This window comes from Bizionia argentinensis JUB59 (assembly GCF_000224335.1).
GTDB lineage: Bacteria > Bacteroidota > Bacteroidia > Flavobacteriales > Flavobacteriaceae > Algorimicrobium > Algorimicrobium argentinense.
This window is the reverse complement of record NZ_AFXZ01000009.1, coordinates 88,046-102,437: the sequence shown is the minus strand read 5'-3', so window position 1 is coordinate 102,437 and position 14,392 is coordinate 88,046. Positions and strand designations below refer to the sequence as shown.

Genomic DNA, 14,392 nt, shown 5'->3' with positions numbered 1-14,392 from the left:
GGATAAAACTATCCGAAATACAAAACCTTATGGAGACATTACATAAAAACATGAGTAAACCAATTGGCGAATTTGTGGCCGATGATTTTAGAACCGCAGCCGTATTTAGTAATTATGGTATTGACTTTTGCTGTAAAGGCGATCGTACGGTTGAAGAAGTCTGTAATAAAAATGGTGTAAACCCAAACGAACTTTTAGATAAATTAGATGCTGTTGTTGCTTCTAAAGGAAATAGTACTATAGATTATAAATCGTGGCCGTTGGATTTATTAGCTGAATACGTTGAAAAAACCCATCACCGTTATGTCGAAGAAAAAATCCCTGTATTACGTCAGTTTTTAGATAAACTTTGTAAAGTGCACGGCGTTAACCACCCAGAATTATTTAAAATTAACGAACTCTTTACGGGTTGTGCAGGTGAACTTTCTGCGCACATGAAAAAAGAAGAATTAATATTGTTCCCATTTATTAAAAAGATGGTAAAAGCATCTTTAAGTGGTCAAAAACTGGAGGCCCCGCACTTTGGTACTGTAGAAAATCCGATTGCTATGATGATGGCTGAACATGAAAATGAAGGTGAGCGCTTTAGAAAAATAGCGCTATTAACTAATAACTACACACCTCCAGCAGATGGTTGCAATACGTATAAAGTTACATTTGCCATGTTAGAAGAGTTTGAAAAAGACTTACACCTACACATACATTTAGAAAATAATATTTTATTTCCTGAAGCAGCTAAATTAGAAAAGCGATTTGCAACAGCGTAAATATATCTTATAGAGTCTTATAATAACTGGAAGCTATAATTCATAACTTCCAGTTTAATTTAAAATCTAATTAGGCTTTAATAGTTGTTCTTGATACACTTCTCTTGTCTGTTTTATTAATAAGTGTTTTATTAGAGAAAATATTTATGGTAAGTTATGGTTTCAACAAGGGAAGTGTTTTTAAAAAAATATAACGTATCAGCTTATGCCTAAAAAACTCGTACTAACCTGCTTATTAAATTTTTTAATAGCGGCAATCATGGGTCTAACGTTACGATATAGCTTTGTTAACCCTATTGCAATAAACTACAAATATCTCATTCATGCGCATTCGCATGTGGCTATGCTTGGTTGGGTATACCTAATGCTATTTACCTTTTTTGCCCAATATTTTGTTCCCCAAAAAAAACCTATTTATATTAAACTGTTTTGGATTACTCAGCTTGCTGTTATTGGTATGATGGTTAGCTTTCCTTTTCAAGGTTATGCTGCTATTTCTATTAGCTTTTCAACATTACATATTTTTTGTAGTTATTTCTTCACGTATCGCATTTGGAAAGATCTTCATATAGAAAACACACTCGTTAGGAAATTAGTTAAAGCATCATTGCTATTTATGGTCATTTCCACTATTGGTGTTTGGTGTTTAGGCCCGGCTGCTAGCATATTAGGTTCCGCATCTGCTTTTTATCAAATTGCCATTCAATTTTTTCTAAACTTTCAGTTTAATGGTTGGTTTCTATTAGCCGTTTTAGCTATTGCTTGTCATCAATTGCAAGTAAAAACCTCCAAAAATTCCAAAGCATTTTTTAAGTACCTTATAATATCAACTATATTATCTTTTGCATTACCAATTCAATGGTTTGCCAATCATCCGCTATTATATTGGATAAATGGTTTCGCTATTTTAATGCAATTAGTTGCTTTGTTTTATTTTTTAAGGATTATTAAAAAACCATTTCAAACATTTCAAAAGGAAACGAACGGCATCATAAAATATATGTATCAATTTGCCTTATTCTGTTTTATACTGAAAATAGTGTTGCAAACATTGTCCATAGTTCCCCAGTTTTCTTCGGAACTATATGCACACCATAATTTTATTATTGGATTTATTCATATGGCCATGTTAGGCGTAATTAGCGGCTTTTTATTCGCGTTTCTTTTACAATCAAAAACTATAACATCAAATATTTTCGTTTCAACTGGCTTATTCTTATTTTTACTGGGCTTTATTTTAACCGAAGCTATTTTATTTATTCAAGGCGCATTTTACTATTTAGGCCTTGGAGTTTTACCCAATTATTACTATATATTATTTGCAGCTAGCATCTTGCTACCTGTAAGTATTGCCATTATTTTAATTAGTTATATAAAACAGAAACATTATGGAACCCAAACCACTAAAACGTCATAAAGCATTACAACCATTAAGTCGTGAGCATCATCATGGTCTATTATTATCTTGGAAAATTCGTGCAGGTTTTAACAAACAAGTTTCTGCCGAGCGCATGAAAACCTATGCAGACTGGTTTTTTGAAAATCATTTAATTCCTCATTTCGAATTAGAAGAAGCTGAAATATTTTCTATTTTAGAACCGGACAATGAATTGGTAAAAAAAGCACTTGCCGATCATAGACGCTTAAAACGTTTATTTACTGAAGAAACCGATCTGGAGAAGTCCTTAAGTAAAATTGAAGAAGAATTAGATCAACATATTCGTTTTGAAGAACGTGTTTTGTTTCCTGAAATACAAAAAGCAGCCACTGAAGAACAACTACAATATATAGAAAAAATTCACCAACCAGAATCTTTTGAAGATAATCTGACTGATGAATTTTGGAAATAAATGAATAGGCCGTATTTAATACTAGTTTCCGAACAAAATACGGCTATTCATTCTCTTTTTTAAAGCTTGTTTTAAATAAGCTTGGCTTGATTGTAATCATTGCCCAAGCCCAGTTATTAACCGTATGAGAATCTCCTCCTTTTAAAACTTCCATAGTTTCTGTTGCAAACATTTGTGAGTATCCTACTTGAAAATTCACATCTTTAGTCCATTTGTAGGTTACAGACATATCTAATTCTGTTCCTAAGTAGTTATCCATTTCTTCATTTGAAGCATTTACAACCGTTGCTGCAGAAGAAAACACATGAGGAATTACTGAAACTGAAAAACGATCTTTCGTATAAGTGATATTCGCATAAAAATTTACCAAACCAACGGAGTTAATGTGGTTTCCTACGTAAAAATAATCCATCCAACCATTAAATTTATGATTGGTACCAAATAAAGGATTAAAAGAATTGTTATCAGTACTGCTCGTGTTCATGTCGGTTCCAGAAAGATACTCTACACCCAACCCTGGCTTTAATCCATTGGTGAAGCTGTAAGATGCATTTAAAGATAAATTATAGGCATTAAGTTGCTGGTCGGCAATTTTACCCGTTTGAAAATACACGGAAGCTTCCGTATTAATTCTGTTTTCAGAAAATTTAGCATGCGTTCCAAAAGTTTGGCTATAATCTACTTCCTGCTCACTATCCTTAATATAAGTCAATCCGTTGTTTAAAGCCAAAAAGCTTAAACCGACTGATGATATTTTGGTGTGATACCATAAGTATTGAAGCGATTTGTAATTATTTAAAGTATAATCAACATCGAAAAGTGTTTCGGACGTCGCGTTAAGCGCTAAACCTAACTCAAAATGATGGTTGGTATTTGGTTTATAAATGGCTAGTAAAGCATCATGACTTCGGGCTTGTTGCGCCCAACCTACTGCTCCAAATATGCGCTGATCGTCATAAGAAATTTCCTGACGCCCAACTTTTAGCGAAAACTCTGGCGTTAAGAAGAGTTCTGCCCAAGCTTCATGAATAGCTGTACCATTATTATCGGTTGCGTTTAATGTGGGCACATCGCCCCAAACGCGGACATCTTGTAAACTGAAGTAAGCATTAATTTTCTCGCTTTTAAAACCCAAATTTAATCGGGTGCGTTGTGATACAAATGACGCAGCATCATTAGAATCATCCATCAAGGTTTTAAAACCATTTCGGTATTCAAACCGTGGTCGTAATTCTGCCGAAACCTCAAAGGTCTGGGCATAAATCATCTGGCTCATGACTCCGAAGAGTATGATAATTAGAAATTTTTTCATTTGAATATTATTTTATATTGACGTAAAAAAGCACTGAAACAATATGTTCTAAATACTTTATTAAGGCGTTACTTCTAAAATGGACGCAATCGTTTCCTTATTATTTACACCTAAACCTTCTTGCTGGTGCATTAATTCACCTTGCGCATTAAAAACAGAAATAATATTAGAGTGTGAAAAATCGATAGGCGAAATTTCTTTATATTTTACAGAGAGTACGTTGGCAAATTCACGAACACTACCTTCCGTACCTTGAAGAAATAGCCATTGCTCTTCATCCATCATATTTTCTATTGCAAAAGCTTTTAACCGTTCTGGCGTATCGGTTTCTGGATCAATACTAACCATTACAAATTGGATATCTTTAATTTTTTCATCTGGAAGTTGTGCTTCTATATTCCGCATATCGGCCACTAAACGAGGACAAGCAGCTTTACAAGACGTATAAATCATTACCATAACCAAGGTTTTTCCTTTTAAATCTTTTAATTGAATAACCTCATTTTCTTCGGTATGCCATTTAGATGTTAAATTGAAAATTGATTCTTCAGAAATACTTTCATCTGCAAGTGTTTTGGATGTTAACTCTACTAGCGTTAAATCCATTTTACAAACTGGGCAACTTCCTGGTTCTGTATAGGTTTTATCACCTTCACATTCCATTGGACATTGATAAACTTCAGCGATATTCATATCGGCTTTCTTATCAGAATTACAACTTTGAATTGCTACCACTGTAAACAGCATAACAAGTATATATTTTAGTGTTTTCATCTTTATTCTATCTTATTTACATCTTTAACACAGCGAAAACCTAGGTTTTTCATAGAGTATTTCGCTTTTAAACTTCCACGAATAGCATAACGCATAAAAGCTGCATAGTTCATTAAATCGGTTGCATTTACGGCAGCACTACCACAAAATAGGTTATTATCTTTATCCACATCTTTACGCGATTCGCCGGTTATTAAAACCGAATTAAAATCGATTGTCCACTCCCACACTAAACCGTGTAAATCATGAACGCCCCAGACGTTTTTGTTATTTAATCCTACAGTATTTTCATTAGATCTTGGCGCTTCATACCATGATAAGATTTGTTCATTATAAGAAGGTTTTACACGGGCATCTTTGGTAGTTTCGTCTGCCATAGCTGCATATTCCCATTCATCAACAGTTGGCAAACGTTTACCTTGACACTCGCAATAATCTTTGGCTGCAAACCAAGAAACATACGTTACAGGACTATTAGGTAATTCAGAGTTTTTAAATTCTAAATCGTTTTTCCAATTGTTTAAATAACTTTTATCGGTAAATAATTTTATAGCATTGGACTTTTGCCATTTTGGATATTTGGCAACAAAATCTGCATATTCAGAATTTGTTACCGGATAAACATCTATTTCAAAATCTTTTACTTCAACCACAGTAGAGTCTCGACCGTATAAAGGAATATAGCGACTGCCTTCAATGAATACCATGCCTTCAGACTGTGCGTAAACAATAGGTTGAAACACTAATAAAATAAGCAGCAATCTAAAGACTTGGATTTTCATATTAATTATTTTTTGTTTTTAACTTTTTCTACCATCTCTCTGGTAACAACTTGTCCTGAATTACCCCAGCTGTTGTAAACATAGGTCATTACATTTGCAACTTCGTCTGTAGATAAGGTTTGTCTCGTCATGACACTGTTATAAACTTCACCATTTACGGTAATTTCACCCGTTAAACCGAAAAGTACGGCACCAATAGCACGATCTACATCAGCATTTAAATAATCCGAATTTGCTAATGGAGGAAAAGCAGTTGGTACGCCTTGACCTTCTCCTTGGTGGCAAGCAAAACAGGTTTGCATATACGCTTGTTTTCCAAATTCCATTTGCTCTTCAAATGATTTTGCAGGAATATCTGCTTCTACAATTTCATCGGTAGTTGGCATAGTTTGAATACCAGGACCTTCAGGTAAATAAATATCATCACGAATTTCACCAGAATAAATTTTCTTATTCTCTTCACCAGTTACATTAAGCATTCCTAAAGCTCCTTTATTAAAGGCTCTAAAAATAGAGTGGTCAACCATAATTAAGCTACCAGGAACATCTACACGGAACTCTACAATGGCTGCGCCACCTGCAGGTATTAATGTCGTTTGTACATTTTCATTAACCAAGCTACCACCTTCTACGTGAACACGGTCAAAAATCTCACCAATTACATGGAAAGATGACACCAAGTTCGGTCCACCATTACCAACAAACAGTCTTACAGTTTCACCAACATTAGCGGTAATAGCATTATCGCCTGTAAGTGAACCCACTTTACCGTTAAACACGACATAATCGGCTCTTTCATCAATCGCTTTTTTCATATCGAATGGTTGTAATCCACGTTCGCCATTTGCACCTTTCGTATAAAAATCACCTTGCATAATATAGTATTCTTTATCTACAGGTGCTAAACCACCTTCTGGTTCAACTAAAATTAAACCATACATACCGTTTGCAATATGCATTCCCACAGGAGCCGTAGCACAATGGTATACATATAGTCCAGGATTTAAAGTTTTAAATGAAAAAACTTTAGAGTGACCTGGTGCCACAAATGAAGACTCTGCTCCACCTCCAGGACCAGTTACCGCATGTAAATCAATGTTGTGTGGTAGCTTGTTGTCTGGGTGATTTTGTAAATGGAATTCCACTTCATCCCCAACGCGTGTTCTAATAAAACTCCCAGGAACGGTTCCGCCAAATGTCCAATACATATACTTTACACCGTCGGTCATTTCGCCTTCTTCCTCAAGAATTTCCATTTTAACAATAAGTTTCTTCGCTTTTCTATCACCAATTGGCGTCGGTACGTGTGGTGGCGATGTTAACTCGGCAATCATTTCTCGATTAACTGGAATATCTGCCGAACTCTCATAAGTTTTTTCTTCATCATCAAAACAACCCGTAAAAAAGACTGCTAATAATAACAATAGAATAGGTGAGTAAACATGTTTGATGGTCTTTTGTTTTTTCATAATAATGTGTAATAATAGATTAGTGTTTTAGCTTCTGTAATTCGGATAGTTTCATCTTCTTTACCTAGCAAATATACTTAACAAGTATAGTTTGTAATATGACATTTGTCAGGTTCTATAGGATTCCGAAAATTCAAAGTAGCAATAATTGTTGCTTTTACAATACTTACCGTTAATAATTGAGGGGAAGACAGACTTTTTATAATCGTTATAAATAGATGTCTTTTCAAATTTATTATTAAATAATTATGAAAAAAACATTCTCAGTTAGCTAAACTAGAATTAATATGGTTTAGAAAGACGTTGATAAAGTATTAGAGTATTCAGAACCTATTAACCCACTCATTTACAGGATATATCAATGTGTTTATGGTTTATTAACAACTTCCATTTTCTAAACTCACAAATAATTGTATTTTTACACGTAAATAAACCAATCTTATTAATGGGTAAAATTATAGCAATTGCTAACCAAAAAGGAGGTGTTGGAAAAACGACCACATCTATAAATTTAGCGGCGTCTTTGGGCGTGCTTGAAAAAAAAGTACTGCTTATTGATGCTGACCCACAAGCGAATGCGACTTCGGGTCTGGGAATTGATGTAGATACAATAGAACTTGGAACCTACCAATTGCTTGAGCATACAACTACAGCCAGAGAAGCGGTTATGAAAACTGATACGCCAAATCTGGATATTATTCCAGCACATATTGATCTTGTTGCTATAGAAATTGAGCTTGTAGACAAAGATCAACGAGAATATATGCTTAAAAAAGCATTGGTTGATATAGTGGACGATTACGATTATATTCTTATAGATTGCGCACCATCATTAGGTTTGCTAACACTAAATGCCTTAACAGCTGCACATTCGGTAGTAATTCCTATTCAATGTGAATATTTTGCTCTAGAAGGTTTAGGTAAGCTATTAAACACGGTTAAAAGTGTTCAAAAAATTCATAATCCGGACTTGGACATTGAAGGTCTCCTTCTAACCATGTACGATTCGCGCTTACGATTATCAAATCAAGTGGTTGAAGAAGTTCAGAAGCATTTTAACGACATGGTTTTTCAGACTATTATTCAGCGAAATGTGCGTTTAAGTGAAGCGCCTAGTTACGGTGAAAGTATTATTAATTATGACGCAAGTAGTAAAGGTGCCACGAATTATTTAAGTCTAGCAAAAGAAATTATTAATAAAAATTCCTAGATCATGGCGAAAGCAAATAAGAAACAGGCTTTAGGTAGAGGCTTATCCGCTTTATTAAAAGATCCTGCTAACGATATAAAAACGAGTCAGGATAAAAACGCCGATCAAGTTATTGGTAATATTGTGGAGTTGGACCTTGATTCTATTGATATAAATCCATTTCAACCACGTACCAATTTTAATGAAGAAACCTTGCGTGAGCTTGCTTCTTCTATTAATGAATTAGGCGTAATTCAACCTATTACAGTTCGTAAACTCGATTTTAATAAATTTCAATTAGTATCTGGGGAGCGCCGTTTTAGAGCGTCCAAATTACTAGGTTTAGAAACCATTCCAGCTTATATTCGTATTGCTAACGACCAAGAATCGCTTGAAATGGCTTTGGTTGAGAATATTCAGCGTCAAGATTTAGATCCTATTGAAATTGCCTTATCATACCAACGATTAATTGATGAAATTAATCTAACTCAAGAACAAATGAGTGATCGTGTGGGTAAAAAACGCTCCACGATTGCCAATTATTTACGCTTACTAAAATTGGATCCAATTATTCAAACTGGTATGCGCGATGGTTTTATTTCTATGGGCCATGGTCGCGCAATAATTACCATTGAAGACCAAGTACTTCAATTAGATATTTATGAGAAAATAATTTCTAATAAACTGTCGGTTCGTGATACGGAAACATTAGTTCGTGATTTACAATCAGACAAAGCAGTTAAAGTTCCAAAAGCAAAGGAAGAAGTTCCTAAATTTGTTAAAAAAGGAATTGATGATTTTTCTGAATACTTTGGTCATAAAATCAACGTTAAAGTAGCAAAGAATGGGAAAGGTAATATTTCTATTCCTTTTCATTCGGAAGAAGACTTTAATCGTATATTAAAACTAGTAAAAGGTGCGGAATAAATATGCTATAGCGCTTGTTGTTATATTAACTTTTTGTGGCAATATTTGGGCGCAAGAGGATGAAAATTCAGAAGATAAAAAAAATGCCCAGACAGAAAAGCCTGAAAAATTAAAAGTACAAGCCAATAATATCGTTACTGATCCTATAGATCCATTAGCGCCAGCTCGAGCTGCTTTTTACTCGGCAATTCTTCCGGGACTCGGTCAAGCTTACAATAAAAAATATTGGAAAATCCCTATTGTTTACGCTGGAATTGGTGCTGGTCTCTATTTTTATTTAGATAATAATAAAGAATACAAACGGTACCGATCGGCTTATAAAAGTCGGCTAGCAGGTTTTACCAATGATGAATTTTATGGGACTATTAGTGATGATGGTTTACGCGAGGCTCAAAAAACCTTGAGTCGAAATCGCGAACTATCACTACTAGTAACTATTGGTATTTATGCGCTTAATATTATTGACGCCAACGTCGATGCACATCTACTACAATATAATGTAGATGACAATTTATCATTAGTACCGCATTACAAAATTAATGATTTTGATAAAACAGGCGATTTAGGTTTAACCATTAATTATAAATTTTAAGTATGAAAGTAGCACTTTTAGGATATGGTAAAATGGGTAAAACCATTGAGAAAATTGCTATAGAACGCGGTCACGAAATAATTATAAAAACGAATGATGAAGCTGGTTACGATATTTCGAAAGCGGATGTTGCTATCGACTTCAGTGTACCCGAAGCTGCTTTTTTTAATATTATAAAATGCTTTAAACATGGCGTTCCTGTTGTTTCAGGAACTACAGGTTGGTTGGAGAACCGAGAAAAGGCAGAAGCACTCTGCAAAGAAGAGAATGGTGCCTTTATTTATGCTTCTAACTTTAGCTTGGGTGTTAATATCTTTTTTGAACTCAATAAACAATTGGCTAAAATGATGTCGAAATTAGACGCCTATAAAGTGGCTATGGAAGAGGTTCATCACGCTCAAAAACTCGATTCCCCAAGTGGAACTGCCATTACTCTCGCTGAAACTATTATTGCAGAACACGACAATTACACCGACTGGAATCTCGTCTCCGAAAAAGAAAATACTATTCCTATTACAGCCAAACGCATAGATGATGTTTCCGGTACGCATACCGTTGCTTACACCAGCAAAACGGACACCATTACATTGGAACATGAAGCGCACAGCCGTGAAGGTTTCGCATTGGGCGCTATAATTGCTGCCGAATGGTTGAAAGATAAAAAAGGTGTGTTTACGATGAAAGATGTGTTAAACATTGGTTAAAAACAAAATGTTACGTAACAATATAGACGTGACAACTACAAATTAAAGACAAAACAAAAAATATATGGCACTTTTACATTGGCTAATAATAATTCTAATTATTCAAGTTATTCACGGTTTAGGAACTTGGAAATTATATATAAAAGCAGGTAGACAAGCTTGGGAAGCCTTCGTTCCTGTTTATAATGCGGTTATTTTAATGAAAATTATAAATAGGCCGTGGTATTGGACAATATTACTCTTTTTACCTATTGTTAACCTTATTATGTTTCCTGTAGTTTGGGTAGAAACCGCTAGAAGTTTCGGTAAAAACTCAACTACAGATACTGTTTTGGCTTTATTCACATTAGGGTTTTATAACTACTATCTAAATTATATTGCAGATGTAAAATACATTGAAGACAGAAGTTTACAACCAAAAACGACACTTGGAGACTGGGTAAGCTCTATACTTTTTGCTATTGTTGCTGCCACGGTTGTGCATACCTATGCTATCCAACCCTACACAATTCCAACATCCTCTTTAGAAAAATCTTTGTTAGTCGGCGATTTCCTATTCGTAAGTAAATTTCATTACGGAGCACGTGTTCCTATGACTACTGTAGCGGCACCAATGGTTCATGATACTATTCCGATTTTGAATAAAAAATCATATTTATATGATGATAATGTTGAAAAAAGAAACACCTCATTCATAAATAAGTTGTCCCTACCCTATTTGCGTTTACCTGGTTTTCAGAATATTGCTCAAAATGATATTGTCGTTTTCAATTGGCCCGTAGATACTTTATACAACATGTATAAAGCAGCCGATAGAAATTATTACAAACCGGTTGATAAGAAAACAAACTACGTTAAACGTGCCGTTGCTTTACCTGGCGATTCACTCGAAATTCGTAATGGTTTTGTATTTATTAACGGTAAACAAAATGTCCTGCCAGATCGTGCAAAATTGCAATTTTCTTATAGAGTAGAAACTAAAAACGGCCTTTTTAATAACTACAATTTATCCAAGCGTTATAATATAACCGATTTCCCGCAGTACAATCAGGACTACTCGATGAGTTATTTTCCAGGTATTTCAGATGAAAATTTAGCTCGTTTCAAAAACCATCCAAACGTTAAGAGTGTTGAACGTTTAAATCGTGAAGAGGGCGAACGTGAGGCGAGTGTTTTTCCTCATGACTCTAATTATAACTGGAACAATGATTGGTTTGGTCCTTTATATATTCCGCAAGCTGGTGCAACTGTCGATTTAAATTTAGATGTTTTACCACTTTACAGACGTGCTATTACTGAATATGAAAACAACAAATTGCAGATTAAAGGGAATCAGATACTCATTAATGGTAAAGTAGCTACAAATTACACGTTTCAAAAAGATTATTATTGGCTAATGGGTGATAACCGCCACAACTCATTAGACGCACGTTCTTGGGGTTTTGTACCGTTTGATCACGTGGTTGGAAAACCTGTATTTATTTGGATGAGTTGGAATGCCAATGGTCAAGGAATTAAAGAAAAAATACGTTGGGAACGTTTATTTACAACTGTACATGGTAGTGGTGAACCAGTTTCATATTTTATTCCATTTTTAGTATTATTGGCCGCTTGGTTTGGTTTTAATAAATGGCGGATGCATAAAAAGGAAAATGCTTAAAAGCTGATATCATGAAGTTAAAATATCATAAACGAGCCTTACGTATAAACCTTTATTTAGGTACTATGTGGCTCGTTTTTGGATTTATTATGCTTTCATCAAGCAGTAGTTCTTGGATATCCTATCCAACTGTTTTATTTGGAATTTTATACTTTGCTCACTATTTCTATATGCTTAAAACGCAGTATATAACTATAGAAAATGGCTTTGTTTTCAAAAACACCCTTCATAAAAACAAATTACTAATAAGCGATATTATTGATATTCATAAATATGCGGGTGATTATACCTTAACCACAGCCAATTCTAAATTAGTTATAAATACGCGTCATTTGGATGTAGAGTCCTTGAAATTGTTAGATTTGGAATTGAATACGTTAGCTATTAATTAATATGAAATTACTTATTCACCCAACATACTTACCAAACATTGCCCATTTTGTAGCTATTAGTCAGGCAAAAACTGTCACTTTTGAAACGGCTGATAATTTCCAGAAGCAAACCTACCGGAATCGCACTTATATTTATGCTGCCAATGGTAAGTTAAGTTTAAATACTCCCGTAATTCACACCCAAAAAGAACGTCAACATTATATTAACGTTCAAGCTTGTAATGAAGAAAACTGGCAACGAAACCATTGGAAATCTTTAGAAACGGCTTATCGTACATCCCCATTTTTCGAATATTACGAAGATGAATTAATACATTTATTTGAAGAACCTGTTTCTTCCCTATTCGATTTTAATATGAAATGTTTTGATACTATTTGCGATTGTCTTCAATTGGAGTTAGATATAAAGAAAACAACCCTTTTTGAAAAAGAACCTAACACTTATACGGATTTACGATATTTAGCAAAAGCTCGAGGTCAAAAATCACCAGAGTTCGAACCATACACGCAGGTTTTCGGTGACAAACATGGCTATATTAATAACTTGAGTATTTTAGATTTACTTTTTAGTGAAGGCCCTAACGCCGTAAATTATTTACAGTCACAAAAAGCGTTCTGGTAATGTTACAAAACCTCGTTCATTACAATCTACATTTTTTACTACCACTATTTATAGCGTTGGCATTTTACCGCACAATTTGGTTAAAGGCTTACTTCATTATGGTTGCCACAATGCTTATCGATTTAGACCATCTTTTAGCAACACCTATCTTCGATCCGAATAGATGTAGTATTAATTTTCATCCCTTGCATACTTATTGGGCAATGGGCGTTTATGTGCTTTTATTAATTCCGAAGAAAACTAGGTTAATTGGTATAGGACTAGTTGTTCATATTATTGCGGATTTAGCCGATTGCGCCTTAATGTAGTTTTAAAGTCGCCATAATAGGATAATGGTCGGAATGCTTATCGTCAATGGTTTTAAAATTGGTAATTTCAAAAGAAGGATCACTTAAAATAAAATCAATTCGAATAGGGAAAAACTTAAAGTCATAAGTTCTTCCAAAGCCATTCCCTGCTTGTATAAACGCATCGTTTAAATCGCCCTTTAATTCCTTATAAACATAAGAGAATGCCGTATTATTAAAATCGCCTGTAATAATCATTTTATAAGGACTGGCTTTTTTATGTTTCAAAAACAACTCGGTTTGAAATTGCTGTTTCACAAAAGTCTTTTTGGTTTGCTTTAATAAACGCTCGGAATCTTCTTGATTTAAGTTATCAATATTTGTGTCTATTTTTAACGATTGTAAGTGAATATTATAAATCCGAATGGTATCATTGGCCTTTACAATGTCCGCAAAAATGGCGTTATTATCCGTATCAGGAAACTCAATAGATCCTGAATTAATTATAGGGTATTGAGATAAGATAACTTGTCCGTATTGGACTTTATTACCGGATAGTTTTTCAAACTTATATTTAAAAAAAGATAAATCGACTTTAGGATGTGGGTGGTATTCTTGAATAGATAAAACATCGGGTGCCTTCCTTTTAATTAGACTAAGCATTTTATCCTGGATTTCATTATCCGAAATCCAATCGTACACATTAAATAACCTTACGTTATAGTTCATTACTTTTAACTCATTATCATGTTCAATTTCTTCAATTGAAGAAAATTTATACAGGGAACCAAAACTGAAGTAGCCTACAATTAAAACGACTAAAGATAAAATGAGTTGTTTTTTGAGTTTAAGCACCCAATATAGACAGAAGATAACATTTAATAACATTAAAAAAGGCACACCTAAACTCAACACAGAAAGTAGTGCAAATGTTTTAGGTGGCGCAAAAGGCAACAAGTAAGATAACAGCAGAAGAAACGCTAATAGACCATTTAACAGGTATATAAATTTATCTATTAAGTTCAATTTCTTCATACAGATTGACTAAAATTGTCTTGCGGTAAT

At 34.2% G+C, this 14,392-nt stretch carries 16 protein-coding genes; 11 read left to right on the top strand and 5 right to left on the bottom strand.

All coding sequences use genetic code 11. The annotated features are described in order from the left end of the window. Positions 1–29 precede the first annotated feature (29 nt). The 3 genes from ric to BZARG_RS03570 all read left to right on the top strand — a co-directional run bounded on the left by ric (position 30) and on the right by BZARG_RS03570 (position 2,617). On the top strand, positions 30–767 hold the full coding sequence (gene ric, locus BZARG_RS03580) for an iron-sulfur cluster repair di-iron protein (protein ID WP_008635384.1): 738 nt from the start codon (positions 30–32) through the stop codon (positions 765–767). 259 nt (positions 768–1,026) lie between these two features. Then, entirely contained in the window at positions 1,027–2,184 is a 1,158-nt protein-coding gene (locus tag BZARG_RS03575) for a hypothetical protein (RefSeq protein ID WP_237702574.1), read from the top strand. Then, complete coding sequence (locus tag BZARG_RS03570) at positions 2,156–2,617, top strand: hypothetical protein (protein ID WP_008635619.1); 462 nt, start codon at positions 2,156–2,158, stop codon at positions 2,615–2,617. Before BZARG_RS03575 ends, BZARG_RS03570 begins: the two co-directional genes overlap by 29 nt. Before the next feature lie 43 nt (positions 2,618–2,660). On the opposite strand, the gene BZARG_RS03565 is transcribed toward BZARG_RS03570, so the two are convergent. From BZARG_RS03565 to nirK, 4 genes are read right to left on the bottom strand one after another with little or no spacing between them, the layout of a single operon-like run. Continuing rightward, positions 2,661–3,929, bottom strand: coding sequence for an alginate export family protein (locus BZARG_RS03565; RefSeq protein ID WP_008635610.1), 1,269 nt, complete (start codon positions 3,927–3,929; stop codon positions 2,661–2,663). 60 nt (positions 3,930–3,989) lie between these two features. Next, the gene (locus BZARG_RS03560) at positions 3,990–4,703 is read right to left on the bottom strand and encodes an SCO family protein (RefSeq protein ID WP_008635437.1); all 714 of its coding nucleotides are present in this window, start codon (positions 4,701–4,703) and stop codon (positions 3,990–3,992) included. 2 nt (positions 4,704–4,705) lie between these two features. Continuing rightward, positions 4,706–5,485, bottom strand: a complete 780-nt coding sequence (locus BZARG_RS03555; RefSeq protein WP_008635567.1) for a formylglycine-generating enzyme family protein — start codon at positions 5,483–5,485, stop codon at positions 4,706–4,708. 5 nt (positions 5,486–5,490) lie between these two features. Further along, the gene (gene nirK, locus BZARG_RS03550) at positions 5,491–6,954 is read right to left on the bottom strand and encodes a copper-containing nitrite reductase (RefSeq protein ID WP_008635545.1); all 1,464 of its coding nucleotides are present in this window, start codon (positions 6,952–6,954) and stop codon (positions 5,491–5,493) included. Positions 6,955–7,399: 445 nt separating this feature from the next. Here nirK and BZARG_RS03545 point away from each other — a divergent pair, with 445 nt between their 5' ends. The 8 genes from BZARG_RS03545 (at position 7,400) to BZARG_RS03510 (ending at position 13,348) form a co-directional block, all read left to right on the top strand. After that, positions 7,400–8,164: a ParA family protein gene (locus tag BZARG_RS03545; protein ID WP_008635473.1), complete on the top strand. Its 765-nt coding sequence runs from the start codon at positions 7,400–7,402 to the stop codon at positions 8,162–8,164. Positions 8,165–8,167: 3 nt separating this feature from the next. Next, positions 8,168–9,070: a ParB/RepB/Spo0J family partition protein gene (locus tag BZARG_RS03540; protein WP_008635484.1), complete on the top strand. Its 903-nt coding sequence runs from the start codon at positions 8,168–8,170 to the stop codon at positions 9,068–9,070. Then, entirely contained in the window at positions 9,060–9,662 is a 603-nt protein-coding gene (locus tag BZARG_RS03535) for a DUF5683 domain-containing protein (protein ID WP_008635375.1), read from the top strand. Before BZARG_RS03540 ends, BZARG_RS03535 begins: the two co-directional genes overlap by 11 nt. A gap of 2 nt (positions 9,663–9,664) precedes the next feature. After that, positions 9,665–10,366: a 4-hydroxy-tetrahydrodipicolinate reductase gene (gene dapB, locus BZARG_RS03530; protein ID WP_008635602.1), complete on the top strand. Its 702-nt coding sequence runs from the start codon at positions 9,665–9,667 to the stop codon at positions 10,364–10,366. Positions 10,367–10,430: 64 nt separating this feature from the next. Next, a complete protein-coding gene (gene lepB, locus BZARG_RS03525; protein WP_008635430.1) occupies positions 10,431–12,026 on the top strand; it encodes a signal peptidase I in 1,596 nt (531 codons plus the stop codon). Between the two features lie 11 nt (positions 12,027–12,037). Beyond that, a complete protein-coding gene (locus tag BZARG_RS03520; protein ID WP_008635687.1) occupies positions 12,038–12,418 on the top strand; it encodes a hypothetical protein in 381 nt (126 codons plus the stop codon). A 1-nt stretch (position 12,419) separates the two neighbouring features. After that, positions 12,420–13,040, top strand: a complete 621-nt coding sequence (locus BZARG_RS03515) for a WbqC family protein (protein WP_008635451.1) — start codon at positions 12,420–12,422, stop codon at positions 13,038–13,040. Continuing rightward, the gene (locus tag BZARG_RS03510; protein WP_008635547.1) at positions 13,040–13,348 is read left to right on the top strand and encodes a DUF6122 family protein; all 309 of its coding nucleotides are present in this window, start codon (positions 13,040–13,042) and stop codon (positions 13,346–13,348) included. Before BZARG_RS03515 ends, BZARG_RS03510 begins: the two co-directional genes overlap by 1 nt. Here the strand turns inward: BZARG_RS03510 and BZARG_RS03505 are convergent. After that, on the bottom strand, positions 13,340–14,362 hold the full coding sequence (locus BZARG_RS03505; RefSeq protein WP_040287977.1) for an endonuclease/exonuclease/phosphatase family protein: 1,023 nt from the start codon (positions 14,360–14,362) through the stop codon (positions 13,340–13,342). The two genes, BZARG_RS03510 and BZARG_RS03505, sit on opposite strands and share 9 nt — an antisense overlap. Positions 14,363–14,392: the final 30 nt, after the last annotated feature.